The following is a 24,328-nucleotide window of genomic DNA, read 5'->3' as shown; positions in this document are numbered from 1 at the left end:
TCACGGACACACAGCGCGGATACTCTGCCCCGCATGAACGAGCTGGAACGGCAGGCAGGACCTGCGGATACGGCGGGGACGGTGTCGGAGGCGGCCGAGGCGGCGGGGGTGACCAGGCCCCGCGCGTCGGTCACCCCCCGTGCCCAACAGGCCGTCACGGACGAGGACTTGCGCGCACTGGCCGACCGGGTACGGGACGAGTCCGGTGACTCGGCCACGTACCGGCGGCTGATCGCCACCGAGAACCACGAGGAACTGGCCGACGTCCTCGTCGCCCCCCAACACCCCCTGTGGGCAAGGGAGATCGCCGCCTTCCGGCTCGGCTGCGCGGGCGACCGGCGCGCCTTCGAGGCGCTGGTGCTGCTCCTGAACCACCGGGATCCCGAGCGCTGCGTGTCCGCCGCCCGCGCGCTGGCCCGGCTGGCCGACCCGCGTACGGCGCGCGCCGCCGCCGCGCTCGCCACGAACGTGCTGCGCACCGCGTACGCGCTCCACGCGGTGCGGCTGCTCGCCGAGCTACGGGCGCCGGAGTCCGTACCCGCCCTGGTCGCGACGCTGGAGCGGCTGCTGGCGCCGGACGAGACCCACTGGCGGGTGGCGCTCGCGTGCGTCGAGGGCCTGGGGCGGCTGGGGGACAGGCGCGCGCTGACCCTGCTCAGGGCGGCCCGCGCGCATCCCCGGCTGTCCGGCGCGGCTTCGGAGGCGCTCAGCCGGCTCGCGTGAGGGAACGGGCGTAGCGCACCTCGGGCACGGAGACACCGCCGACCTCGAAGGGTTCCCGCGCGCCGTCAGGTAGGAAACCGGCCTTTTCGTAGAAGCGCCTGGCGCGGGTGTTCTCCCGCAACACCCAGAGCACCAGCCGATCGAGACCGTCCGTCGTGGCGCGCTCCACGATCGCCTCCGTCAGCGCGCGGCCGACGCCGGTGGAGACGTGCTCCGGCCGTACGTACAGGGCGTACAGCTCACCGGCGGTGTCGGGCACGTCCTGGTCCCGGCGGGGGCCGAAGCAGCCCCATCCGACCAGCGTGCCGTCGCGCTCGGCGACGAGGTTCACGACGGTGCGGTTGGTGTTTTCGGTGCTTTCGGTGCTTTCGCTGTCGGTGAGCCGGTCGCGTTGGCGGGCCGCTTCCTCCTCGACGCTCATCGCGTCGAGGTACGCCTGCGGCATCATCCCGGCGTACGCCCACCGCCAGCCGCCGATCCGCACGGCGGCGACGGCGTCGCAGTCGTCGACGGTCATCGCCCGGATGAGAAGCCCCATGGCTCAGGCGCCCTCGCCGACGTCTTCCCCGACGATCGCGAACGCCTCGATCTCGACGAGCAGTTCGGGCCGGAACAGCGCGGCCACCTGGACGGCGGAGCTGGCCGGGGGCCGCGCGGTGTCGATCACCTCGTCGCGCGCGACGCGCACGGCGGGGAGGTGCGCGACGTCGGTCACGAAGTACGTCAGCTTCACGACGTCGTCGAAGGAGGCGCCCGCCTCGGCGAGACAGCGCCGCAGATTCTCGAACACCTGCCGCGCCTGGGCCCCGGCGTCCCCTTCGCCGACGATCTCGCCGTCGGCGTCGAAGGCACACTGCCCGGACACGGCGACGAAGCGGCCGGTGCCCCAGACGACGTGGCTGTAGCCGTTGCCGGGGGCGACGCCGGCGGGGGAGTGCACGTGAGTGAGTCGAGTCATGCGGCCATCCTCGCGGACGTGCCCACCACGCGACGAGGGCTTTTCGCCGGCGGGGTGTGCCGGTCGGAGCCGCCGGGAGGGTGGACGCCGGCGGCATCCAACCGCCGCGCGCCGCTGATCCGTGGCGGGTGGATGCCGTCGGTCTGCCACCCGGCCGGGGGCCAGGCCGAGTTGGTAGCACCGGGTCCGTCCGGTGGCCGGTTCGTCCTCAAACGCCGGACGGGCTGAAAATGCCCGCCCGGCGGGCGGTTCGTTCGCGGGGGTCGGACGGGCTGCATCTGCAGCCTGTCCGGCGATTGAGGACAAGCGCGGCCCAAGAGCCGCGCCACCCGGCCATCCACCCCCCGGGCCCCGGCGCGGCGCCCTACCCCGTCGCGAGCGCCGCCGTCAGCAGGCGGAACGAGTCCGCGTCGAACGCCATCAGCCTGATCCGTTCCACGGACGTCCGCGTCGACCTGAGCGTGTCGATCGCGATGCGGGCCGCCCGGTCCGGTGGGAAGGCGAAGATGCCCGTCGAGATCGCCGGGAACGCGACGCTCCTGGCGCCCAGTTCGTCCGCCACCTCCAGGCAGCGGCGGTAGCAGGAGGCCAGGGTGTCCGGCTCGCCGCGGTCGCCGCCCTTCCAGGTCGGGCCCACCGTGTGGATCACATGGCGGATCGGCGGGGGGAGGTCGAAGCTCGGTGTCGCCTTCGCGTCGCCGCGGGCGCACGGCGCGATCGCCGCGCCCGCCTCGGCGAGGCGGGGGCCCGCCGCCCAGTGGATCGCGCCGTCCACGCCGCCCCCGCCGAGCAGCGACTCGTTCGCCGCGTTGACGATGGCGTCCGTGTCCTGGCGTGTGATGTCGCCCTGTACGACCTCGATCACTGTCATACCGGGATGATCGCACCCGGCACTACAACAGCGTCAGCTGTGTCGGCCCCGGCTCCGGCGCCACATCAGGCGTCTCCGGAACCAGGACGCGCCGCCGGCCCGCCCGCCCCGCCGGGCCGATGCCGAACTCGTCCGCCAGTTCGTGGACCTGGCGGGTGATGCGGCGCTGGTACCACTTCGGCGCGTACGCACCCTCCGCGTACAGCCGCTCGTACCGCGGCACCAGATACGCGTGGTGCTCCGCCAGCCACTGCATGAACCACTCGCGCGCGCCCGGCCGCAGATGCAGCACCAGCGGGGTCACCGATGTCGCCCCGGACGCCGCTATCGCCCGCACCGTGGCGCGCAGTTGGTCCGCGCTGTCGCCGAGGAAGGGGATGACGGGGGCCATCAGGACCCCGCAGGCTATGCCGCTGTCCGTCAGCGTGCGGACCGCGTCCAGCCGGCGTTCCGGCGAGGGTGTGCCCGGCTCCACCGTGCGCCACAGCTCCTGGTCGGTGAAGCCGACGGAGACGGACACGCCCACGTCCGTGACCTGGGCGGCCTGCCGCAGCAGTTCGAGGTCGCGCAGGATCAGCGTGCCCTTCGTCAGGATGGAGAAGGGGTTCGCGCGGTCGCGCAGCGCCGAGATGATGCCCGGCATCAGCCGGTAGCGGCCCTCGGCCCGCTGGTAGCAGTCGACGTTCGTGCCCATCGCGATGTGCGCGCCCTGCCAGCGGCGTGACGCGAGCTGGCGCCGCAGCAGTTCCGGCGCGTTGATCTTGACGACGATCTGCGAGTCGAAGCCGATGCCGGTGTCGAGGTCCAGATAGCTGTGCGTCTTGCGGGCGAAGCAGTACACGCAAGCGTGTGAGCACCCCCGGTACGGATTGACCGTCCACTCGAAGGGCATCCGGGACGCGCCCGGCACCCGGTTCACGATCGAACGGGCGCGGATCTCGTGGAAGGTGATGCCCCGGAATTCGGGGGTGTCGAAGGTCCTGGTGGTCACCACGTCCGTACCGAAGAGCGCGGCGTCGCGGGCCGATATGGGGTTCTCGGCCAGATTGTCCCAGCGCATGTGCGCCTCCTCAGTTGTACTGACCACAGAATAGAACACGTGTTCCCATGATCGATGCAACCCCGGATTTGGGCGCGCCTCGTGGAGATGGTTGGCTGGCCGCCCGGAGAACCGAATGCTGGAGGAAGCCATGGCGCAGGTCGAAGCCACGACGGAGCGGATCATCGCGGCGGACCCGGAGACGGTGTTCGACGCGCTGGCGGACTACCAGGACATCCGCCCGAAGGTGCTGCCCGCGCACTTCAGCGAGTACGAGGTCCGCGAGGGCGGCGACGGCGAGGGGACGCTCGTCCACTGGAAGCTCCAGGCGACCAGCAAGCGCGTCCGCGACTGCCTCCTTGAGGTCGCCGAGCCCACCGACGGGCAGCTCGTGGAGAAGGACCGCAACTCCTCGATGGTCACCACCTGGGTGGTCACCCCGGCGGGCGAGGGCCGTTCGAAGGCCGTCGTCACCACCGTCTGGGACGGCGCGGGCGGCATCGGCGGCTTCTTCGAGAGGACGTTCGCGCCCAAGGGGCTCGCCCGTATCTACGACGAACTGCTCGCGAAGCTGGCGGCCGAGACGGAGAAGGCCCCCGAGGCGTCCTGAGTCGTCCTTGCGGGCTGGGGCCGGTCCGAGCCGCCCTGAGCCGTAGTGACCCGCCCCAGGGCCGTCAAGTCCCCTGCGGCCGGGGCGGACCAGGCGTCTACTCGCGACCTCCCCGGGGTCACCGATTCGAGTGGTTTTCCCCGTGACGCGTGACGTGCGCCCGCGCACCACGCGTTACGGGAAAGCCCCTGATGAGCGCCCCCTGACCAACCCTCACAACCCCGTGCTTCCGTGCGCCGCGCACCTCTCCGCCAAGCGCCCAACTTGCTCCCGCTCTGCGTGCAATGTGAAGAATTACGCCGCGCAGACGCGACGAAGGGGAGCAATTCGTGGGTGGGATCACGCTGGTGAAGGACGACGAGCAGGCCATCGTGCCCGCTCCGGCCACGATCAACCCGCCTCCACCCGCCCCCGGCGCCGCCGCCCCGGGCGGTGAACTCTCCCCGCGCCGGGTGCGCCTGGTCTTCTTCGGGCTGATGCTCGCGATGCTGCTCGCCGCGCTGGAGCAGATGATCGTCGCCACCGCCCTGCCGAAGATCGTCGGGGAGCTCCAGGGCCTGGACCGGATGTCCTGGGCGATCACCGCGTATCTGCTGACCTCCACCATCGGCCTGCCGATCTACGGCAAGCTCGGCGACCTCTTCGGCCGCAAGGGCGTCTTCCAGTTCGCCATCATCGTCTTCGTCATCGGCTCCGCCCTGGCCGGCTGGTCCCGCACGATGAACGAACTCATCGCCTTCCGCGCCCTCCAGGGCGTCGGCGCCGGCGGACTCATGATCGGCGTGCAGGCGATCATCGCCGACATCGTGCCGCCCCGCCAACGCGGGCGCTACATGGGCCTCATCGGCGGCGCCTTCGGCGTCGCCTCCGTCGCCGGACCGCTGCTCGGCGGCTTCTTCACCGACCATGTCTCCTGGCGCTGGTGCTTCTACTTCAACGTCCCGTTCGGTCTCGTCACGCTCGCCGTCGTCACCGCCGTGCTGAAGCTTCCCAAGCCCCGCAGCAAGGCCCGGATCGACATCATGGGCGCCGCACTGCTCGCCGCCGCGTCAACCTGCCTGGTGCTGCTGACCAGTTGGGGCGGTACGGAGCACGAGTGGGGCTCGCGCGTCATCCTCGGCCTCGCCGCCGGCGCCGTCGTATCGGCGGTCCTGTTCGTGGTCGTCGAACACTTCGCGCCCGAACCGATCATCCCGCTGCGGCTGTTCCGCGACTCGGTCTTCAACGTCACCAGTCTCGTCGGCGCGGTCATCGGCGTCGCGCTCTTCGGCGCCGCCAGTTATCTGCCGACCTTCCTCCAGATGGTCGACGGCGCGTCCGCCACCGAGTCCGGCCTGCTGATGATCCCGATGATGGGCGGCATCGTCGTCGCCTCCGTCGTCTCCGGCCAACTCATCAGCCGTACGGGCCGCTACCGGATCTACCCCATCCTCGGCGCCGCGCTCTCCGCCGTCGGCATGTGGCTGCTGTCCCAGCTGGAGACCGACACCTCCCGGCTCGAATACAGCGTCTGGCAGGCCGTGCTCGGCGTCGGCGTCGGCCTGGTCATGCCGGTGCTGATCCTCGCCGTGCAGAACTCCGTCCAGCCCTCCGACCTCGGCACCGCCACCAGCGCCAACACCTACTTCCGGCAGATCGGCGGCAGCGTCGGCGCCGCCATCTTCGGGACGCTCTTCGCCGACCGGCTCACCGACGCCCTCGCCGACCGCATCCCGGCCGGGGCCGGGCTGCCGAGCGCCGAGTCCATCACGCCGCAGATGGTGCACGCGATGCCGCCCGCGCTGCGGGACGGCTACATCCAGGCGTACGCGGACGCGATGCCGCGGATCTTCCTCTACCTCGTGCCGGTGCTCCTGCTCGGCCTGCTCATCGCCTTCTTCCTCAAGGAGAAACCGCTGGTGTCCCACAACGCCTCCGCCGCCGAGTCCACCGCCGTCCCGGCCGCCCGCGGCGCCGCCTCGTCCTCGACCCCGACGTCCGGCTCCGTCTCCGTCTCCGCGAACGGTGCCGCCGCGTCCCCCGCGTACACCCCGGGCGTCCCCGTCTGCGGCATCGTCCAGCACCACGACGGCACCACCGTCCCGCGCGCCGCCCTCACCCTCATCGACGTACAGGGCACCCAGATCGGGCGCGGGGCCAGTGGTGAGGACGGGCGGTACGCGCTGAGCGTGCCGGGGGCCGGTTCGTACGTGATGATCGCCGCGGCCGGCGGGCACCAGCCGCAGGCCGTCACCGTCACCGTGGGCGAGCGCCCCGTCGAGCTGGACGTGGTGCTCGGCGGCGCCGGACGCCTCGCCGGCGCCGTACTGACCGCCGACGGCACACCCGTGCGCGACGCCGCCGTCACCCTCACCGACGTACGCGGTGACGTCGTCGCCTCCACCCGCAGCGGGCGCGAAGGCAGCTACGTCATCTCGGAGTTGGTGGCGGGGGAGTACACCCTCGCGGCCAGCGCGCCCGCCTTCCGGCCCGCCGCGCTCCTCGTCAGCGTCCAGGCCTCGCGCGAGACCCGGCAGGACATCGAACTGGCCGGCGGCGCGGTACTGCGCGGCACCGTACGGGCCGGGGGCGGCCGTCCGGTCGAGGACGCGCGCGTCACCCTGCTCGACGCGGCGGGCAATGTCGTCGACACGCTCACGACGAGCGCGGACGGAACATTCCGCTTCGTCGACCTGTCGTCGGGCGAGTACACGGTGATCGCCGCGGGCTATCCGCCGGTCGCCACGGTCCTGCGGATGGCGGGTGGCGGACGCACCGAGAGGGACCTGCAGTTGGGGCACGAGGACTGAGCCGGCTACTGACTGAATTTCAGTCAACTTTTAGGCGTGCGCGGGCGCACGACCTATTAGTTCATTGCCCGGCGCATTGCGTGTTCGGAGCCGTACCGTGGGTGCACAGCCGCAGATCCCGGCGGCGGGGAAGGAGCCTTCCACCCATGGACAGTGGCACTCCGCCGCTCCGGTCACGGCGGCAGCGCGCCGTGACCGGCCGGATTCCGCTTGCCGTGGTCGTCGTGGACGCCGACGGCCTCGTGTCGCACTGGTCGAGCGGCGCACGGCGGCTTTTCGGCCATTCCAAGGAAGACGCGGTCGGGCAGCCGGCGGGCGATCTGATGCCGGTCTCCGGGGCACTCACCGAGGACCGGACCGGTCGGGTCAACGGCGCCAACGACGCCTACGGCGAGGCGTACGACGGGTACGACGAACTGGGTCCGGAGCTGCACGGGCGCAGCTCCTACCCCACCGCCGGCCGGGCGAGGCTCTCCGACGAGGGGCGCCCCCGGCTCGACGTGCTGTGGTGGGCCTATCCGCTGGCCGGTCCGGGACCCGGCCGTCATCTCGTACTCGCCGCGGACGTCGACCAGTTCCGTATGGGCCCTGGTGCCGACAGCACGCGGATCGCGCCGAGCTTCTCGCTGCACACCGAATTCCCGGACGCCGAGTCGCTGGCCGGCCAACTCCCGCACATCCTGCCGAACATGAGCGTCGCGGACGCGGAGCGCATCGTCGCCCAGGTCCTCGAACTCGGCTACCCCGTGCTGGAGTTCAGCCACCACGACCGGGTGCCCGTCACTCCCGACTGGGGCGTGCCGCGCCGTGCGCCCGGCCGGCCGGGGCGCGCGTCCGGTACGAAGGAGCCCGAGGGCCCCGGCTCCGACCTCGTACACCACCACGCCGATCACCACCCCGACGACCACCCCGCATTCGTGCCGGCGCCCGCGCCCGAACTCGACCTCGAATACGCGGCGGTCCGCGAGCGGCTGGAGTTCCTGAACGAGGTCAGCGGCCTGATCGGCTCCTCCCTCGACCTGGCACGCACCATCCGTGAGGTCACCAGCGCCGCCGTGCCCCGCTTCGCCGACTTCGCGGGCACCCATCTGCGCGCCGCCGTCCTGGCCGGTGAGGGCTTCCCGACCGGCCGGCCCGACGTGACCACCATCTGGCACCGGGTCTGGGTCGAGCACAACGACGAACCGGGCCGCTGGGACGACACCGTGCCGGTCGGCGAGGCCATCGCCTTCCCCGAACACACCCCGTTCTTCCAGTGCATGGTCACCGGCGAACCCGTTCTCATCCCGCGGCTCAGCGAGGAGGACGGCGACCGGATCTCCGCGCAGTTCGAGAAGCGTGACCTGCGCCCGCTCATCAACAACCGCTCCATGCTGCTCGTGCCGCTCAAGGCGCGCGACGTGGTGCTCGGTTTCATGGTGCTGATGCGGCGTCAGGGGCGGCAGCCCTTCGACGACATGGACCGCACCACCGGCGCCGAGCTGGCCGCCAGGGCCGGTCTCGTACTCGACAACGCCCGGATGTACACGTATCAGGAGAACGTCGCCGACACTCTCCAGGACAGCATGCTCCCGCAGGTCGCCGCGCGCATGGCGGGCTGCGACATCGCGACCCGCTATCTGCCCGGCGCCCGCCTCGGCCGGATCGGCGGCGACTGGTTCGACTCCGTCAAACTGCCCGGCTCACGTACCGCGCTCGTCGTGGGCGACGTCATGGGGCACGGCCTCAACTCGGCCGCGATGATGGGCCAGTTGCGTACCGCCGTGCAGACGATGGCGACCATGGAGATGCCGCCCGCCCAACTGCTGCGCAACCTCGACGACTTGGCGCAGCGCCTGGGTGAGAACTATCTGGCGACCTGCCTCTACGCGGTGTACGACCCCATCCGCTCGGAGCTGCAGATCGCCAACGCCGGGCACATCCCGCCCGTCGTGGTCCGCGCAGCCGACGGCCGCAGCGAACTGCTCGACCTGCCGACCGGCGCCCCCATCGGTGTCGGCGGAGTGCCGTTCGAGACCGCGACGGTACGGGTCCATCCCGGCGACCGGCTGGTGCTCTGCACCGACGGCCTGGTCGAGGTGCGCGGCCAGGACATCGGCGCGGGCCTGGCGGCGCTCTGCGAGTCGGCCGCGCATCCCGCCGCCTCCATGGACCACGCCTGCGACACCATCATCCGCGCGCTCAACACCCACGGCGGACGCAAGGACGACGTGGCTCTGCTGATGGCCCGGCTCAACGGCATCCCGGACGATGACGTCGCCGAGTGGCAACTCGCCCTCGACCCGCGCGAGGTCGCGCGGGCCCGGCGCCTGGTGCGGGGCAAGCTGTACGACTGGGATCTGCCGGGGGCCGTGGAGAGCGCTGAACTGATGGTCAGCGAGCTGGTCACCAACGCCGTACGGCACGCCCGCATCCGCCACGTCGGACTGCGGCTGGTCCGCAACGACGCCCTGCTCTGTGAGGTCACCGACGACGAACCCGCCCCGGCGAGCCTGTTGGGCGCGACGGCCGACGACGAATTCGGGCGGGGGCTGCGGGTCGTGAGCCGGCTGGCCCGCGGCTGGGGGAGCAGCAGCACGGCGCAGGGCAAGACGGTGTGGTTCGAACAGGCGCTGGGGGGAAAGGGTTCGCGCATGACGCGAAACTGACGCGTCGTCAATTCGCCTCTCACGGGCGCACATCGAGGAGGACGCAGATGGGTGTGTCGGAGCGCTACCGGGATTCGTGGGAAAGCTACTGGCGCGACACCTCCGACGCACCGGGCGAGGCGATCTGGGACTCCGACCCCTCCCTCACGGCCGTACCGCACTGCGAGATCCTTCTGCCGCACGCCGACCCGGCGCTGCCCGTGGTCGACCTCGGCTGCGGCAACGGCACCCAGACCCGCTATCTCGCCACCCGCTTCGCCCACGCGGTCGGCGTGGACCTCTCGCACGCGGCGATAGAGCACGCCAGGCGGGCAGACACCGAGAAGGTGGCCGAGTTCGAGCAGCTCAGCCTCGTGGACCACGAGGCGGTCCGGGCGCTCTCCGAGCGGGTCGGTGACACCCACGTCTATATGCGCGCCGTCATCCACCAGAGCGAACCGCAGGACCGGCCCGCCGTCGCCGGAGCGGTGGCCGCGCTGCTGGGGACGCGCGGCCGGGCGTTCGTCGTGGAGCTGACCTCGGGCTCGAAGACCCTGTTCCAGCGGGCCGTGGAGGCCCCCGGCGGGCCGCCCGCGAAACTGCGGCGGGTCTTCGACCACGGCCTGAAGCCGGCCGGGGCCGCCGACGACGAGGTGCCGAGGCTGCTGGGCGAGGCGGGCCTGCGGATCATCGACAGCGGCGACACCACGCTGCCCCAGACGGAGTATCTGGCCGACGGCACCCGGATCGACCTGCCGGCCAGATGGTTCGTCCTGGCCGCCGCCTGAGGCTACGCGGCTCGCATGCCCCGGAGGACGGCTACGTACCCATCGCTGCGTACGAGATCAGTGCGGGCTGGAACTCCCCTGCCCTCAAAGGGCGTTGGCGAGGTTCTTCTCGAACGCCGCGAGGTAGTTGGCCAGATGGTGGTCCTTCACCGCGTCGGTCTCCGGCGCGAAGAGATCGGCGCTCAGCCCCTTGACCCGGTCCAGCAGCCGGGCCGCCAGTGGAAGGGACTCGTGGAGCCGGCCGTCGGCGTCGAAGTAGCGGAGCGAGTCGACGTGCGTGAACGCCGGTTCGGGCGGGAGGTGGGGGACGATGTCGTTGTTGTTGACGAAGCGGTAACAGCGGTCCTTGAACGCCTTGTTGTGCAGGCCGGCGAGGAACCGTTCACAGGTACGGGGCTGGCCGAAGGTGTAGACGCCGTCGGGCAGGAGCCGAGGCTCCTCGAAGTACCAGCGGGCGCCCGCGAGCATCGCGAGGGCCCCGCCCAGGCTGTGGCCGGTGAACCAGACGCTCTGCCCGTCGGTGCGCAGTTCCTGGATGGTGTCGCGGATCCGGGGATAGACGGACTGCAGGGCCTGGTGGAAGCCGTAGTGGACGAAGCCCTTGTTCCCCGGTCCGGGAACGGGCGGGGTGTTGACGTCGGTGAGCCAGTCGTAGATCTTCAGGACCTCGGTGCCCCGGAAACCGGCGACGATCATGCGGTCGCCGGCCATCACGTACGCCTGGGTGTCCTCGATCGGGAACGGCAGCCGGTGCGTCGACTCGAAGTGCCGCACCTCGTCGAAACCCCACGGGGTGGCCTGCGCCTCGATGGCGTCCCGGTCCAGCGGGGCCAGCCCGGCCGCGCGGGCCATCCAGTAGGCGTGCGGGAGGGAGTAGCGGGTCGTCGAGTGGTCCAGGGCGGGGATGGCCATCGGTGTCCTCCGGATAGAGCGGCGGCGGGCGGGGTCGTACGCCCGGCAAACGACGACGTGCCGCCGTCCGGCACGCCGAGTCCGCCTCCCGAACCGCCCGCCCGGTAGGCGACCGGCGCACTCGTCACCGCGCACACGCCGACCGGCGCACTCGGCGCGTTCCACGCTGTACGGGTTGTCCGCCCGCCGGGTCCGGCGGGGGCGCGGGCTTTCGGTCCGTACGCGGACGATCATGCGGGTGATCACACCTTCCGGAGACCCGATCCGAACGGAGTACCACCGCATGCGCCTGTCCTTGCGCGGGGCGGCAGCCGCTCTGCTGCTGGCCCTTCCGCTCACGACCGTCCCGGCCGCCGCCCACGCCACGCCACCTGTGCCTGTGACTGTGCCTGTGCCTGTGGAGCGTTCCGCCGGCGCGATCCCCGACGAGTACATCGTCACGCTCAAGCGGGAGCGTCTCGCCGGGGACGTACTCCGGGCGCTCGGCATCACCCCCAGGTTCACCTACACCGCGGCGCTCAACGGCTTCGCCGCCGTCCTCGACCCGTCGCTGCTGCGGGCGGTGCGGACCAACCCCGCCGTCGCGGCCGTCGAGCAGAACACCAGGGTCGGCATCCACCAGGAGCTGCCCGTACCGGCCACCACGTGGGGTCTGGACCGCATCGACCAGCGGACCCTGCCGCTCGACAACACCTTCACCACCCAAGGCCAGGGCACCGGCGCGAGCGCGTACATCCTCGACACCGGCATCGACTACACCCACGACGAGTTCGGCACTCGCGCCGTACCCGGCTTCGACGCCACCGACAGCGAGAAGTACGGCCTCGACTGCCACGGCCACGGCACCCACGTCGCCGGCACCGTCGCCGGCCGGACCTACGGCGTCGCCCCACGGGCCCGCGTCGTCTCCGTCCGCGTCCTGGACTGCACCGGCAACGGCGACAAGGCGGGGACCATCGCGGGCCTCGACTGGGTCGCCCGCAACGCCGAACTGCCCGCCGTCCTCAACGCCTCGATCGGCGAGGAGAGATCCACGGCCGTCAACAGCGCGGCCACGGCGCTCTCCGACCGGGGAGTCCTGCCCGTCGTCTCCGCCGGCAACGACGCCGTCGACGCCTGCACCGTTTCCCCGGCATCCGCCGACCGGGTCCTGACCGTCGCCGCGTCGGGCCGCCAGGACCAGCAGGCCAGCTTCTCCAACTGGGGCCGCTGCGTCTCCCTGTACGCACCGGGCCAGGCCGTCGAATCCGCGAAGCTCGGCGGCGGCGCCACCACCCTGAGCGGCACCTCGATGTCCGCCCCGCACGTCACCGGCGTCGCCGCCCTGTACCTGGCCGGACACCCGGACGCGCGCCCCGCCGCCGTACAGCGGTTCATCGAGGACCGGGCCACCCCGGACGTCCTGACCGGCGTCCACGCGAACACCCCCAACAGGCTGCTGTTCACCGCCGGCCTCTGACGGGCGATTCGCCGGGCACTCCCCCGGGCGTGGCTGTAGCCGACCCGGGCTCAACGGGGGGCTCAGCGGCTCTGGAGGAGCCAGACGATCCACGCGACGGTGCCGGTGCCCGCGGCGGTGGCGGCTCCCGTCACGAAGCTGTACAGCGCGGCCGCACGCAGACCGCGGACCGTGACCTGCGTTGCGGTGGACCTCGTCGGTTCCATGACCACTCCCCGGCTTCTCGTACGGTGCGCCGCTCCGCCGACGACAACGAGCGGGCGCTGAAACGAGGTTGGGCCTCCGGCACCGGGGAAGGCTGTTGAACCGGGCACTACGGGCAGAAGCCTCGTATACCTCCTTGTCACAGGGTGTGCCCGCAGTGCCCGTCGAGGGCAGCGGACACGGCGGTCAGGGTGGGGACAAGGACCGTCATCGCCATGGGGGAGTCGATGGATCAGCGCGCTCGTGCGTTCTACGAGGAGTTACGGGCCTTGGAGAACCGCGCCAGGGCCGCGAGGCGTGCGGCGGGCCAGGGCTACTCCCGGCGGGAAGTCGGCCGCGCCGTAAGGAAGTACGGCGCGGAAGTGAGCGCGCAGCGGGTCAGCGACTGGCTGTCGGACACCGCCGGGCGGGCGAAGGTGCCCAGCCCCGGCAGCAGCGAGCAGGTCTGGGCCCTGGTCCGGCTGTGGAGCCACTGGGCCGGTGAAGTGCCGGTTGGACCAGGCCCAGCCCGCGGAACGGGGGCGCGCGACCGGGCGGCGGCCCACGGCGAACTGCGTGTCGACGTCGCCCTGGTCGCCGCGGGCTGCGCCACCCCCTCGCTGCTCGGGGACCGCTGGCCGGCGGACCGGCCCGCCGCGAGCAAGCTCATCCGGTACGGGATCTTCGAGTTGGGCGGTCGGCGGCTGCCCACCATCGTCGACGGCGACGATCCCCGACGACCAGCAGGTGCGGTGGATACGGGACGGGCTCTCCCCGAGGCTGCCCTTCCTCGCCGAGGCGAGTCTGCTCACGGGATCGAGCGGCACGGACCTGTTCGTCGACGGCGGACTGCCGGTGCTGGGCCCGCTCCCCGGCCTGCCGCACACGGTGGTGGCGGCCGGCTGGTCGGGAGCGGGCTTCAAGACCGCCCCGGCGGCGGCCCGACGGGCCGCGACCGCCGCTGTCCAACTGCTGGAAGGGCGACGGAATCGCCGTACGTGACGGTGGACGGTCGCGGACGGGGCCCGCGGCCGTGTCCGACACGTGGCGCCGTCCAGGCGCGGCGCGCCGCAGCGTCGGCTACGACCCCGCCCCGCCCCCTCCCCGGCGACGGCCCTGGACGCGAGCGCGTCGACGCCACCGCGCGGGTCTACACTCGCCGCTGCGACAATTGCTGCCAGCTGGTTAACTCCACGCTTCTGACCTGGGAAGAAGGCAAGTCCGGTGAAGATCCTCATCAGCGCCGACATGGAAGGCGCCACCGGTGTGACCTGGCCGGCCGACGTCTTGCCGGGTACGCCGCAGTGGGAGCGCTGCCGCACCCTGTTCACCTCGGATGTGAACGCCGCCGTCCTCGGCTTCCTGGACGGCGGCGCCGACGAGGTGTTGATCAACGAGGCGCACTGGACCATGCGCAATCTCCTGCTGGAGCGGCTGGACGAACGGGCCCAGCTGCTCACCGGCCGTCACAAGCCGCTGAGCATGGTCGAGGGCGTCCAGCACGGCGACGTCGACGCGATCGCCTTCGTCGGCTATCACACGGGCGCGGGCACCGAAGGTGTTCTCGCGCACACCTATCTCGCCAACTCCATCACCGGCGTCTGGCTCAACGGCGAGCGAGCGAGCGAGGGACTGCTCAACGCCCATGTCGTCGCCGAGTACGGGGTCCCCGTGGTCCTCGTCACCGGCGACGACCTGACCTGCCGGGACGCCGACGGCTACGCGCCCGACGCCCGCAAGGTCGCGGTGAAGGACCATGTCTCGCGGTACGCCGCGGTCTGCCGCACCCCCGCCCGTACCGCCGCCGACATCCGCGCGGCGGCAAAGGAGGCGACGGCGCTGGCCGTACGGTACGAACCGGCCGACGGCGGCCCGTTCACCGTGGAGTTGGAGTTCGACGCCGAGCATCTCTCCGCGGCCGCCACGGTCGTACCCGGAGTGGTGGGCAGCGGCGAACGCCGTGTCGCGTACACGAGCGAGACGATGTATGAGGGCATTCGCACGTTCAAGGCGGTCACCACGATCGTCTCGTCCGCCGTGGAGGAGCAGTATGGCTGACATGACGCCCATCGAGACGCCAGCGGGGTCCCCTGACATGACGCCCGTGGACGCGAGTACCGACCGAGCCGAGGCCATCGACATGGTGGCGCTGGACGAGGTGGTGTCGTTCACCTCGGAGCTGATCCGTATCGACACGACCAACCGCGGCAACGGCGACTGCAACGAACGGCCCGCCGCCGAGTACGTCGCCGAGCGGCTGGCCGCCGCCGGACTGGAGCCCACCCTCCTCGAACGGACCCCCGGCCGGACGAACGTGGTCGCGCGCATTCCCGGCACCGACCCGACGGCCGACGCGCTCCTGGTCCACGGCCATCTGGACGTGGTACCGGCCGAGCCCGCCGACTGGTCCGTGCACCCCTTCTCCGGCGAGGTCAAGGACGGCGTCGTGTGGGGCCGCGGGGCCGTCGACATGAAGAACATGGACGCGATGGTCCTCTCCGTCGTCCGCGCCTGGGCCCGGTCCGGCGTCCGGCCGCGCCGGGACATCGTCCTCGCGTACACGGCCGACGAGGAGGCCAGCGCGATCGACGGCTCCGGCTTCCTCGCCGACCACCACCCGGAGCTGTTCGAGGGCTGTACGGAGGGCATCAGCGAGTCCGGGGCCTTCACCTTCCACGCCGGGCCCGGCATGGCGCTCTACCCCATCGGGGCGGGCGAGCGCGGCACCGGCTGGCTCAAGCTCACCGCGCACGGCAGGGCGGGCCACGGCTCCAAGGTCAACCGCGCCAACGCGGTCAGCAGGCTCGCCGCGGCCGTCGCCCGCATCGGCGACCACGAATGGCCGCTCAGGCTCACCCCGACCGTCCGGGCCGCGCTCAAGGAACTGGCCGCGCTCCACGACATCGACGCCGACGTCGAGGCCGAGCACTTCGACGCCGACGAGCTGCTCGCCAAGCTCGGCCCGGCCGCGGACCTGGTCGCGGCGACCGTACGCAACAGCGCCAACCCGACGGTCCTGGAAGCCGGTTACAAGGTCAATGTGATCCCCGGTCAGGCCGTCGCCTATGTCGACGGACGCATGCTGTCGGGCGGCGAGGACGAATTCCGCGCCACGATGGACGAGTTGACCGGACCCGACGTCGACTGGGAGTTCCACCACCGCGAGGTGGCCCTCCAGGCGCCGGTCGACTCCCCGACGTACGCCAAACTCCGCGCGGCCGTCGAGCGGTTCGACCCGGCCGGGCACGTCGTGCCGTACTGCATGTCGGGCGGCACGGACGCCAAGCAGTTCTCCCGCCTCGGCATCACCGGCTACGGCTTCTCGCCGCTGAAGCTGCCCGCCGACTTCGACTACCAGGCTCTCTTCCACGGCGTGGACGAGCGCGTCCCGGTCGACGCCCTGCACTTCGGAGTCCGCGTCCTCGACCACTATCTCCAGTCCGCGTAGGGGAGTTGGGCATGCCGCAGATCGCACCGTACGGCTCATGGCCGTCACCGGTCGACGCCGCGCTGGCCGCCTCGCACGACGGGCGGCCGGAGTATGTCGCCACCGTCGGCGACGAGGTGTGGTGGACGGAGCCGCGTCCCGCGGAAGGCGGCCGGCGCGCACTCGTGCGCGGCCGGCCGGACGGCCGCGAGGAATCGGTTCTGCCCGCCCCGTGGAACGTCCGCAGCAGGGTCATCGAGTACGGCGGCAGGCCCTGGGACGGGGCGGTACGGGAGGACGGCGCGACGCTCGTCGTCTTCGCGCACTTCCCGGACCAGCGGCTGTACGCGTACGAGCCGGACGGCGACGGGCAGCCGCGCCCGCTCACTCCGGCCCCGCCCCCGGCCGGCCGGCAGACCGGCACCCTGCGCTGGGCCGACCCGCAGCTGCGCCTCGACAGCGGTGAGGTCTGGTGCGTCCTGGAGGAGTTCACCGGCGAGTCCCCCACCGACGTACGCCGCGTCGTCGCCGCCGTACCGCTGGACGGTTCGGCCGCCGACGACCGTTCGGCGGTACGTGAACTCTCCGACGACCGGCACCACTTCGTCACCGGACCCCGCGTGTCCCCGGACGGCCGGCACGCCGCGTGGATCGCCTGGGACCACCCCCGAATGCCCTGGGACGGCACGGAGTTGCTGCTCGCCGACATCACGGAGGCGGGCACCTTCACGGGGGTACGCACGGTGGCCGGCGGGCCGGCCGAGTCCGTCGCGCAGGCCGACTGGGCGTTCGACGGCTCACTCCTGTACGTCTCCGACCCCGGCGACTGGTGGCAGCTGAACCGGCTGCGGCTCGACGCGTCGGCGCCGGCCGGCGTCTCCGCGCCTACCCGGCTGAGCCCCGCCGTCGAGGAGGAGTTCGGCGGACCACTGTGGAAGATCGGCCTCCAGTGGTTCCGGCCGATGGCCGACGGCATGGTCGCCGTCGTCCACGGAAAGGGCGCCACCGCGCTCGGCATACTCGACCCCGAGACCGGCCAGCTCGCCGACGCGGCGGGGCCCTGGACCGAATGGGCCGCCACCCTCGCCGTCCGGGACACCCGCGTGATCGGCGTCGGCGCGAGTCCGCGCAGCGCGTACGAGATCGTGGAGCTGGACACGGCGACCGGACGGGCCCGGGTCATCGGCTCGGCGCACGACGACCCGGTCGATCCCGTGTACTACCCCGAGCCGCAGATCCGTATGTTCACCGGTCCGGACGACCGTGAGATCCACGCCCACATCTACCCGCCGCACAGCCCCGGCCACAGCGCGCCCGGCGGCGAACTGCCGCCGTACGTCGTGTGGGCGCACGGCGGACCCACCAGCCACGCCCCACTCGTACTCGACCTGGAGATCGCCTACTTCACCTCGCGCGGCATCGGCGTCGCCGAGGTCAACTACGGCGGCTCCACCGGCTACGGACGCGCGTACCGCGAACGGCTGCGTGAACAATGGGGAGTTGTCGACGTCGAGGACTGCGCGGCCGTCGCCCGCGCCCTTGCCGACGAGGGCACCGCCGACCCCGCGCGCCTCGCGATCCGGGGCGGCAGCGCGGGCGGCTGGACCAGCGCCGCGTCGCTCACCGGCACCGACGTCTACGCGTGCGGCACCGTCATCTACCCCATCCTCGACCTGTCGAGCTGGGCCACCGACGGGACCCACGACTTCGAGTCGCGGTATCTGGAGTCGCTGGTCGGCCCCTTCGCCGAAGTGCCGGGCCGCTACCGCGACCGCTCCCCGATCAACCACGTCGACAGGATCACCGCGCCGTTCCTGCTGCTCCAGGGGCTGGACGACGTGATCTGCCCGCCCGTCCAGTGCGAACGCTTCCTCGACCAACTGGCCGGGCGCGGCATCCCGCACGCGTACATCGCCTTCGAGGGCGAGGGCCACGGCTTCCGCAGGGCGGACACGATGGTCCGCGCGCTGGAGGCCGAACTGTCCCTGTACGCCCAGACATTCGGGATCGACCGCCCCGACGTCCCCCTGCTGGAGCTGAAGAAGTGACGTCCGCAGACTCCCTGGACTCCCTGATCCGCCCGCCCCGGCTGCGACCCGGCGCCAAGGTCGCCGTCGTCGCCCCCAGCGGCCGGCTGCCCGCCGACCGCCTCGAAGCGGGCCTGGACATCCTGCGCGGCTGGGACCTCGACCCCGTCGTGGCGCCCCATGTCCTCGACAGGCACCGGGAGTTGGCGTACCTCGCCGGGACGGACGAGGCACGCGCCCACGACCTCCAGGACGCCTGGTGCGACCCGACGATCGAAGCCGTCCTGTGCGCACGCGGCGGCTACGGCGTCCAGCGCATGGTCGACCTGCTCGACTGGGACGCCATGCGCGCGGCGGCGCCCAAGGTCTTCGTCGGCTACAGCGACATCACCGCGCTGCACGAGGCGTTCGCGGTGCGCGCGGGCGTCGCCACGCTGCACGGCCCCATGGTCGCCGCGCTGACCTTCCTCAAGGACCCCGCCACCCAGGAGTCGCTGCGCGCGACGCTCCTCGAACCCGACACGGCGCGGACCATCGGCCTGGCCACGGCACGCGCGCTGGTCCCCGGCAGTGCCCGGGGCATCACCCTCGGCGGCTGCGTCAGCCTGCTCGCCGCCGACCTCGGCACCCCGCACGCCCGCCCGTCCGCCGCCGGCGGGCTGCTGCTGATCGAGGACATCGAGGAGGAGCCGTACCGCCTGGATCGGATCCTCACCCAACTCCTGCGCTCCGGCTGGCTGGACGGGGTCGCCGGGATCGCGCTCGGCTCCTGGGCGGGCTGCGGCCCGTACGAGGTCGTCCGCGCCCTGATGCTCGACCGGCTCGGCGGCCTCGGCGTCCCGATCGTGGAGGAGCTGGGCTTCGGCCACGGCCCGACGAATCTGACGGTGCCGCTGGGCGTCCCGGCGGTCCTTGAGGCGTCCCTGGACGCCGCGACCCTCACGCTGGACGTGCCGGCCCTGACCTAGGTGGTGCTGTGCCGGTCAGCCGGAGGCATCAGCGGCCCTTCCGGTTGATCTTCATCGTGTCCATGTCCGTCACCGTCGACCGCAGCTCCCCGAAGCCGACCCCCACACCCCCGGCGAGCGCCTTCAGCGCCGTCTCCGCCCGGTCCTCGGCGAGTGCCGCGGCCATCTCCTCGCCGTCGGCCGCGTCGGACACGACCACGAAGCGGTACGAGAAGTGCTTGAGCACCCGGTCGTACGTGAGCGACCCCTCGGGTGTGAACCGCATCTGGCTCAGCCCGTGCTCGTCGACCTCGTTGAGCAACCCCGCACGCGCCTCGTCCGTCAGCGCCGAGAAGGTCCCGCGCACGATCACCCGGTACGTGTGCTGCGTGGTCATGGGTGTGCCGCCTTCTTCCGGAAGATCCTGTTTGAAGAACGAGAGTACGACGCGGAGGATGGACCGCATGCGGAATATCGTGGTGATCGACGCTCCCTCCAACCTGGGCCTGCGGCCCCCGGCCCCCGGCACCGTGCCCGGCTGTTACAAACTCGCCGGCGCCATGCGCGAACAGCGCATCCTGCAACGGCTCGGCGCCTTCGAGGGCGGGGTCGTCGTCCCGCCCCGTTACGACCGGGGCGACTGGAAGGAAGGTGACGGCGTCTTCAACGCCGCCGCCATTGCCGCGTACACCCCCCGGCTCGCCGACCGGATCGAGCGCCACGTACGGGCCGGTGACTTCCCGCTCGTCCTCGGGGGCGACTGCTCCATCCAGCTCGGTGCCTCGCTCGCGCTGCGGCGGCTCGGCCGGTACGGCATCGCCGCGATCGACGGCTCCGCCGACTTCCGGCACCTGGGGAACTCCCCGTCCGTCGGCGCGGCGGGCGGCGAGGAGCTGGCCATCGCCACCGGGCGCGGCCAGAGCGACCTCAGCGACATCGAGGGGCTGCGTCCGTACGTTCGCGACGAGGACGTACGGCTCTTCGGCATCCGCGACGACGACGAGGACCGCGTGGAACTGGCCCGGCTGCGGATCCCCACCGTCTCCGTCGGCGAGTTCCGCGAATGGGGTGCCGGCGACCTCGCCAGCGCCGTACTGCAGACGCTGGAGACGCCCGTCACCGACGGCTTCTGGGTGCATCTCGACGCGGACGTGCTCGACCCCGAGGTGATGCCGGCCGTCGACGCCCCGGACGCCGGGGGACTGCTCCCCGACGAGCTGGAGTCGCTCCTGCGGGTCCTGGTGCGCTCGGACCGCTGCGTCGGTCTCAACCTGACCATCTACGACCCCGACCTCGACCCCGACGGCACCGCCGGGGCCCTCCTCGCGGACATCGTTGTGGCGGCCTTCACCCAAGACTGACCCCTGGGTGCTCTGTTCGGCGCGCACTCGACCGTGTTCCATGGTCATCGGGTGCGCGTCGGCCAACCGAGCCGCCGGCGGCCCCCGCGAGCGAAGCGAGGTTTGCCTGTGGCCACGAGCGTGCGACGTGCCGTACTGACCCTGCCTGCCGCCCCCTTGGGGCCGGAGAACCCCCTGCCCGCGCTCCGGCCGCTCGACGAGACGCACTCCATCGACGAACGCGCCAAGCGGGAGCTGCCCCGCGACATGGCGCGGCAGATCGGGTACGAGCCCCTGCGCACCCTGCTGCCGGTCCGGATCCTCGACGGCTACGGACGCGACCGCGAGCCCACCGACCTCGACACGATCGTCATCGAGAACGACCGGCTGCGGGCCACCGTCCTGCCGGGTCTCGGCGGGCGCGTCCACTCCCTGCACCACAAGCCCACCGGCCGCGAACTGCTGTACCGCAACCCGGTGTTCCAGCCAGCCGACTTCGCGCTCAACGGCGCCTGGTTCTCCGGCGGCATCGAGTGGAACATCGGCGCCACCGGCCACACCACGCTCTCCTGCGCCCCCATGAACGCCGCGCTGGTCCCCGCGCCCGACGGCGGCGAGATGGTCCGGCTCTGGGAGTGGGAGCCGCTGCGCGGGCTGCCGTTCCAGGTCGACCTGTGGCTGCCCGACGAGTCCGACTTCCTGCACGTGGGCGTCCGGATACGCAATCCGCACCAGGGGCCCGCGCCCGTCTACTGGTGGTCCAACATCGCCGTCCCCGAGGACGAGCACACCCGCGTCCTCGCACCCGCCGAGGAGGCGTGGCACTTCGGGTACGAACGGAGCCTGCGCCGGGTCCCGGTGCCCGAGTACGCCGGCGTCGACCGCACGTACCCGCTGCGCGGCGAACACCCCGCGGACTACTTCTACGAGGTCCCCCGGGCCGCCCGGAAGTGGATCACCTCGCTCGACGCGGACGGCCACGGGCTGGTCCAGACGTCCACCGACCTGCTGCGCGGACGCAAACTCTTCCTCTGGGGCGCCGGGCGCGGCGGCAGGCGCTGGCAGCAGTGGCTCACCGAACAGGGCACCCCCGGTTACGCCGAGATCCAGGCCGGGCTCGCCCGTACCCAGCTCGAACACGTCAAGCTCGACGGGCACGAGGACTTCAGCTGGCTGGAGTCGTACGGTCCGCTCGAAGCCGACCCCGCCACCGTCCACGGCGCCGACTGGGGCGCGGCCCGCGCCGAGGTCGAGGACCGGCTGGAGCGCGCCCTGCCCCGCGCGGACGTCGACGCCGCGTACGAGGCGTGGCTGCCGCACGCGGACACCGAGCCCGGCGAACGGCTCGCCACCGGCTCGGGCTGGGGCGCGCTCGAAGTGATGCGCGGCACGATGAGAGGCGGGTACCAGCTGCCCGGTACGCCGTTCGACGAGTCCATGCTCGGCGGTCAACAGGAGCCGTGGGTCGAGCTGTTCACACAGGGCACGTTCCCGAAGGCGCGGAAGGCCGAGCCGCCGGGGCCGACGCTCGTCGCCCCGCACTGGCGCGACATGCTGGAGACGGCGCCCGCCGAGCCGCTGACCGAGTACCACCTCGGTGTCACGCAGTGGCACGCGGGCGATCTGGCCCAGGCGGTACGGAGTTGGGAACGCGGCCTCAAACTGGCCTCGTCCCGCTGGCCGTTGCTGCGCTGCCTGGCCGTCGCCGACCGGGAGGGCGGCAACCCGGAGCGGGCGGCCGACCAGTACGTGGAGGCGTTCGACGACCTCTGCCGGGAGCGGGAGGACGACGGCGAGTCCTGGACGGCGGCCACGGCGGCGCTGGCACGCGAGGCGATCGCCGCGCTGCTCGCCGTCGACCGCGAGCGGGACGCGCGCCGGGTCTTCGACCGGCTCCCGGAGGAGATCCGGCAGCGCGGCGCGTTCCGGCTGGTCGAGGCCCAACTGCTGCTCGCCGAGGGCGAGAAGACGGCGGCCCGCGCGCTGTTCGACGCGGGCTTCGAGGTGGCGGACCTGCGGGAGGGCGCGGAGACGCTGAACGAGGTATGGGCGTCCCTGACGGACGACCCGCTGCCGGCGGCGTACGACTACCGGATGCGGCCGGGGGACTGAACGGGGACCTCAACGGGGCCCGGCCGAGGGCGGTTTCGTCCTCGGCCGGGTCGCGCGGGCGGCGCGATCCGCCCGGTGGGGGCGGGCGGACTGGGCCCGGGGCGTGTCCGCGAAGTGACGTCGTCCACCCGCGCGGCGAGGGCTCACGCCCCGCCGCGGGCGCGTGGCTGACGGCGCGTCGGCGCGCGCCATGCGCCTTGACCCGGAAGGGACTTCGCCGACACGCCCCGCCGCGTCAGCCGCTCTGCACCGGGTTGCGGTCCACGTACTCGAAGACCGAACCGTCCGGGTGCACGGCGATCAGATTGCGGCCGGCCGGGGTGGGGACCGGGCCCGCGAGGACCTGGGCGCCGACGCCGGTGAGTGCGGCGTACGCGTCGTCGACGTCCTTGACGGCGATCGTGGCGGTGACCTTGCGCAGCACCTCGATCTCCTCGGCGGGACCGCTCATCAACAGGAAGCAACTGACGGCGGCGACGGAGACCCCGCCGCGCTCGAAACGGAGCGCGGGGCTACCGGTCAGTCGTTCGTAGAACGCGACCGAGGTCTCCAGGTCGTCGACGCAGATGCGCAGCGTGGTTCCCAGGATTTCCATACCGGTGAGGGTATCGAAGCACCGTTCCCCACGACCATGAACCCGGGGGAACCAACCCTCAGACCCGGCACAGGACTTCGCCGTGCGGGACCATGAACCACGCGTCGGGGTCGGCACCCCACGCGCGCCACGCCGCCGCGATCCCGGCGAGCCGCTCCTCGTCCGCGTGGCCGCCGCGTACCGCCAGTTCCGCGTACACCGACGCGGTCGTCCGCTCCGCCCACAGGCCGCTCCACCACGCGCGTTCCTCCGGCGTCGCGAAGCACCACGTCCCCGCCGTGGACGTGATGTCCGGGTCCGTGAAGCCCGCGCTCCGGGCCCAGGCGCGGAGCCTGCGACCCGCGTCCGGTTCGCCGCCGTTCGCGCGGGCGACCCGGCGGTACAGCTCCTGCCAGCCGTCCAGCGCCGGTGACGCCGGGTACCAGGTGAACGCGCCGTAGTCGCTGTCGCGTGCCGCGACGGTGCCGCCGGGCCTGCACACCCGGCGCATCTCGCGCAGCGCCTGTACGGGGTCCCCGACATGCTGGAGCACCTGGTGGGCGTGGACGACATCGAAGGAGTCGTCCGGGAAGTCCAGCGCGTGGACGTCGGCGACCGCGAAACGGACGTTGTCCAGGCCGCGCGCCGCGACCGTCTCCGCGGCCTGCTCCAGCACGTCCGCCGCCGCGTCCACGGCGGTCACCGTGCCGGGCGCCACCAGCGCCGCCAGGTCGGCCGTGATGGTGCCCGGACCGCAGCCCACGTCCAACACATCGAGTCCGGAACGGAGTTCGGGGAGCAGATACGCCGCCGAGTTCGCCGCCGTGCGCCAGCGGTGCGAGCGCAGGACCGACTCGTGGTGGCCGTGGGTGTAGACGGCGGTCTCTCTCGGCATGATCCGGACTCCCTCGGGTGAAGTGGTCCCGTCACGGTACGCCGCGA

At 72.1% G+C, this 24,328-nt stretch carries 22 protein-coding genes; 13 read left to right on the top strand and 9 right to left on the bottom strand.

What is annotated here, in order from left to right; all coding sequences use genetic code 11:
- Window positions 1-33: 33 nt before the first annotated feature.
- Entirely contained in the window at window positions 34-723 is a 690-nt protein-coding gene (locus ACFT9I_RS22575) for an adenylosuccinate lyase (RefSeq protein WP_382566807.1), read from the top strand.
- On the opposite strand, the gene ACFT9I_RS22570 is transcribed toward ACFT9I_RS22575, so the two are convergent.
- From ACFT9I_RS22570 to ACFT9I_RS22555, 4 genes are all read right to left on the bottom strand, one after another.
- On the bottom strand, window positions 707-1,261 hold the full coding sequence (locus tag ACFT9I_RS22570; protein ID WP_382566806.1) for a GNAT family N-acetyltransferase: 555 nt from the start codon (window positions 1,259-1,261) through the stop codon (window positions 707-709). The two genes, ACFT9I_RS22575 and ACFT9I_RS22570, sit on opposite strands and share 17 nt — an antisense overlap.
- A gap of 3 nt (window positions 1,262-1,264) precedes the next feature.
- The gene (locus ACFT9I_RS22565) at window positions 1,265-1,681 is read right to left on the bottom strand and encodes a RidA family protein (RefSeq protein ID WP_382566804.1); all 417 of its coding nucleotides are present in this window, start codon (window positions 1,679-1,681) and stop codon (window positions 1,265-1,267) included.
- Window positions 1,682-2,045: 364 nt separating this feature from the next.
- Complete coding sequence (locus tag ACFT9I_RS22560; RefSeq protein WP_382566801.1) at window positions 2,046-2,552, bottom strand: O-acetyl-ADP-ribose deacetylase; 507 nt, start codon at window positions 2,550-2,552, stop codon at window positions 2,046-2,048.
- A gap of 22 nt (window positions 2,553-2,574) precedes the next feature.
- Window positions 2,575-3,612, bottom strand: coding sequence for an Rv2578c family radical SAM protein (locus tag ACFT9I_RS22555; RefSeq protein ID WP_382566799.1), 1,038 nt, complete (start codon window positions 3,610-3,612; stop codon window positions 2,575-2,577).
- A 130-nt stretch (window positions 3,613-3,742) separates the two neighbouring features.
- Between ACFT9I_RS22555 and ACFT9I_RS22550 the strand changes: the two genes are divergently transcribed.
- From ACFT9I_RS22550 to ACFT9I_RS22535, 4 genes are all read left to right on the top strand, one after another.
- Window positions 3,743-4,201: an SRPBCC family protein gene (locus ACFT9I_RS22550; RefSeq protein ID WP_382566897.1), complete on the top strand. Its 459-nt coding sequence runs from the start codon at window positions 3,743-3,745 to the stop codon at window positions 4,199-4,201.
- Window positions 4,202-4,530: 329 nt separating this feature from the next.
- Entirely contained in the window at window positions 4,531-6,990 is a 2,460-nt protein-coding gene (locus tag ACFT9I_RS22545) for an MFS transporter (protein ID WP_382566797.1), read from the top strand.
- A gap of 146 nt (window positions 6,991-7,136) precedes the next feature.
- The gene (locus ACFT9I_RS22540) at window positions 7,137-9,638 is read left to right on the top strand and encodes a SpoIIE family protein phosphatase (protein WP_382566796.1); all 2,502 of its coding nucleotides are present in this window, start codon (window positions 7,137-7,139) and stop codon (window positions 9,636-9,638) included.
- A gap of 47 nt (window positions 9,639-9,685) precedes the next feature.
- Complete coding sequence (locus tag ACFT9I_RS22535) at window positions 9,686-10,405, top strand: class I SAM-dependent methyltransferase (RefSeq protein WP_382566794.1); 720 nt, start codon at window positions 9,686-9,688, stop codon at window positions 10,403-10,405.
- Between the two features lie 84 nt (window positions 10,406-10,489).
- On the opposite strand, the gene ACFT9I_RS22530 is transcribed toward ACFT9I_RS22535, so the two are convergent.
- Entirely contained in the window at window positions 10,490-11,317 is an 828-nt protein-coding gene (locus ACFT9I_RS22530; protein WP_382566792.1) for a lipase family protein, read from the bottom strand.
- Between the two features lie 283 nt (window positions 11,318-11,600).
- On the opposite strand from ACFT9I_RS22530, the gene ACFT9I_RS22525 reads away from it, so the two are divergent.
- The gene (locus ACFT9I_RS22525) at window positions 11,601-12,776 is read left to right on the top strand and encodes a S8 family peptidase (protein WP_382566790.1); all 1,176 of its coding nucleotides are present in this window, start codon (window positions 11,601-11,603) and stop codon (window positions 12,774-12,776) included.
- Between the two features lie 62 nt (window positions 12,777-12,838).
- Here the strand turns inward: ACFT9I_RS22525 and ACFT9I_RS22520 are convergent, their stop codons facing one another.
- The gene (locus ACFT9I_RS22520) at window positions 12,839-12,982 is read right to left on the bottom strand and encodes a hypothetical protein (RefSeq protein WP_382566788.1); all 144 of its coding nucleotides are present in this window, start codon (window positions 12,980-12,982) and stop codon (window positions 12,839-12,841) included.
- A 478-nt stretch (window positions 12,983-13,460) separates the two neighbouring features.
- Between ACFT9I_RS22520 and ACFT9I_RS22515 the strand changes: the two genes are divergently transcribed.
- The 5 genes from ACFT9I_RS22515 to ACFT9I_RS22495 all read left to right on the top strand — a co-directional run bounded on the left by ACFT9I_RS22515 (window position 13,461) and on the right by ACFT9I_RS22495 (window position 19,381).
- Window positions 13,461-13,961 (top strand): FAD-dependent oxidoreductase, encoded by a 501-nt coding sequence (locus ACFT9I_RS22515; protein ID WP_382566787.1) that lies wholly within the window; start codon window positions 13,461-13,463, stop codon window positions 13,959-13,961.
- Between the two features lie 222 nt (window positions 13,962-14,183).
- Window positions 14,184-15,017: a M55 family metallopeptidase gene (locus tag ACFT9I_RS22510; protein ID WP_382566785.1), complete on the top strand. Its 834-nt coding sequence runs from the start codon at window positions 14,184-14,186 to the stop codon at window positions 15,015-15,017.
- A 37-nt stretch (window positions 15,018-15,054) separates the two neighbouring features.
- On the top strand, window positions 15,055-16,407 hold the full coding sequence (locus tag ACFT9I_RS22505) for a M20/M25/M40 family metallo-hydrolase (RefSeq protein WP_382566895.1): 1,353 nt from the start codon (window positions 15,055-15,057) through the stop codon (window positions 16,405-16,407).
- 11 nt (window positions 16,408-16,418) lie between these two features.
- Window positions 16,419-18,434: a prolyl oligopeptidase family serine peptidase gene (locus tag ACFT9I_RS22500; protein WP_382566783.1), complete on the top strand. Its 2,016-nt coding sequence runs from the start codon at window positions 16,419-16,421 to the stop codon at window positions 18,432-18,434.
- Window positions 18,431-19,381 carry an LD-carboxypeptidase gene (locus ACFT9I_RS22495; RefSeq protein WP_382566781.1) on the top strand — a complete coding sequence of 317 codons (951 nt, stop codon included), beginning with the start codon at window positions 18,431-18,433 and terminating at the stop codon, window positions 19,379-19,381. Before ACFT9I_RS22500 ends, ACFT9I_RS22495 begins: the two co-directional genes overlap by 4 nt.
- Window positions 19,382-19,409: 28 nt before the next feature.
- On the opposite strand, the gene ACFT9I_RS22490 is transcribed toward ACFT9I_RS22495, so the two are convergent.
- The gene (locus tag ACFT9I_RS22490; RefSeq protein WP_382566780.1) at window positions 19,410-19,757 is read right to left on the bottom strand and encodes a DUF6204 family protein; all 348 of its coding nucleotides are present in this window, start codon (window positions 19,755-19,757) and stop codon (window positions 19,410-19,412) included.
- Window positions 19,758-19,824: 67 nt separating this feature from the next.
- Here ACFT9I_RS22490 and ACFT9I_RS22485 point away from each other — a divergent pair, with 67 nt between their 5' ends.
- Window positions 19,825-20,721: an arginase family protein gene (locus tag ACFT9I_RS22485; protein WP_382566778.1), complete on the top strand. Its 897-nt coding sequence runs from the start codon at window positions 19,825-19,827 to the stop codon at window positions 20,719-20,721.
- Window positions 20,722-20,829: 108 nt separating this feature from the next.
- Window positions 20,830-22,812, top strand: a complete 1,983-nt coding sequence (locus tag ACFT9I_RS22480) for a DUF5107 domain-containing protein (RefSeq protein ID WP_382566776.1) — start codon at window positions 20,830-20,832, stop codon at window positions 22,810-22,812.
- Window positions 22,813-23,047: 235 nt separating this feature from the next.
- On the opposite strand, the gene ACFT9I_RS22475 is transcribed toward ACFT9I_RS22480, so the two are convergent.
- Window positions 23,048-23,407 carry a VOC family protein gene (locus ACFT9I_RS22475; protein ID WP_382566775.1) on the bottom strand — a complete coding sequence of 120 codons (360 nt, stop codon included), beginning with the start codon at window positions 23,405-23,407 and terminating at the stop codon, window positions 23,048-23,050.
- Window positions 23,408-23,465: 58 nt separating this feature from the next.
- Window positions 23,466-24,281 (bottom strand): methyltransferase domain-containing protein, encoded by an 816-nt coding sequence (locus tag ACFT9I_RS22470; protein ID WP_382566772.1) that lies wholly within the window; start codon window positions 24,279-24,281, stop codon window positions 23,466-23,468.
- Window positions 24,282-24,328: the final 47 nt, after the last annotated feature.

The sequence above is a fragment of the Streptomyces sp. NPDC057137 genome, assembly GCF_042670825.1.
Taxonomy (GTDB): Bacteria; Actinomycetota; Actinomycetes; order Streptomycetales; family Streptomycetaceae; genus Streptomyces.
Note: the sequence above shows the minus strand (reverse complement) of the source record. Positions and strands in the feature narration are given on the sequence as shown.

Coding starts and splice junctions, on each gene's coding strand:
- ACFT9I_RS22575 (WP_382566807.1), top strand. CDS start 34: ATGAACGAGCTGGAACGGCAGGCAGGACCTGCGGATACGGCGGGGACG.
- ACFT9I_RS22570 (WP_382566806.1), bottom strand. CDS start 1,261: ATGGGGCTTCTCATCCGGGCGATGACCGTCGACGACTGCGACGCCGTC.
- ACFT9I_RS22565 (WP_382566804.1), bottom strand. CDS start 1,681: ATGACTCGACTCACTCACGTGCACTCCCCCGCCGGCGTCGCCCCCGGC.
- ACFT9I_RS22560 (WP_382566801.1), bottom strand. CDS start 2,552: ATGACAGTGATCGAGGTCGTACAGGGCGACATCACACGCCAGGACACG.
- ACFT9I_RS22555 (WP_382566799.1), bottom strand. CDS start 3,612: ATGCGCTGGGACAATCTGGCCGAGAACCCCATATCGGCCCGCGACGCC.
- ACFT9I_RS22550 (WP_382566897.1), top strand. CDS start 3,743: ATGGCGCAGGTCGAAGCCACGACGGAGCGGATCATCGCGGCGGACCCG.
- ACFT9I_RS22540 (WP_382566796.1), top strand. CDS start 7,137: ATGGACAGTGGCACTCCGCCGCTCCGGTCACGGCGGCAGCGCGCCGTG.
- ACFT9I_RS22535 (WP_382566794.1), top strand. CDS start 9,686: ATGGGTGTGTCGGAGCGCTACCGGGATTCGTGGGAAAGCTACTGGCGC.
- ACFT9I_RS22530 (WP_382566792.1), bottom strand. CDS start 11,317: ATGGCCATCCCCGCCCTGGACCACTCGACGACCCGCTACTCCCTCCCG.
- ACFT9I_RS22525 (WP_382566790.1), top strand. CDS start 11,601: ATGCGCCTGTCCTTGCGCGGGGCGGCAGCCGCTCTGCTGCTGGCCCTT.
- ACFT9I_RS22520 (WP_382566788.1), bottom strand. CDS start 12,982: ATGGAACCGACGAGGTCCACCGCAACGCAGGTCACGGTCCGCGGTCTG.
- ACFT9I_RS22505 (WP_382566895.1), top strand. CDS start 15,055: ATGACGCCCGTGGACGCGAGTACCGACCGAGCCGAGGCCATCGACATG.
- ACFT9I_RS22500 (WP_382566783.1), top strand. CDS start 16,419: ATGCCGCAGATCGCACCGTACGGCTCATGGCCGTCACCGGTCGACGCC.
- ACFT9I_RS22490 (WP_382566780.1), bottom strand. CDS start 19,757: ATGACCACGCAGCACACGTACCGGGTGATCGTGCGCGGGACCTTCTCG.
- ACFT9I_RS22485 (WP_382566778.1), top strand. CDS start 19,825: ATGCGGAATATCGTGGTGATCGACGCTCCCTCCAACCTGGGCCTGCGG.
- ACFT9I_RS22475 (WP_382566775.1), bottom strand. CDS start 23,407: ATGGAAATCCTGGGAACCACGCTGCGCATCTGCGTCGACGACCTGGAG.
- ACFT9I_RS22470 (WP_382566772.1), bottom strand. CDS start 24,281: ATGCCGAGAGAGACCGCCGTCTACACCCACGGCCACCACGAGTCGGTC.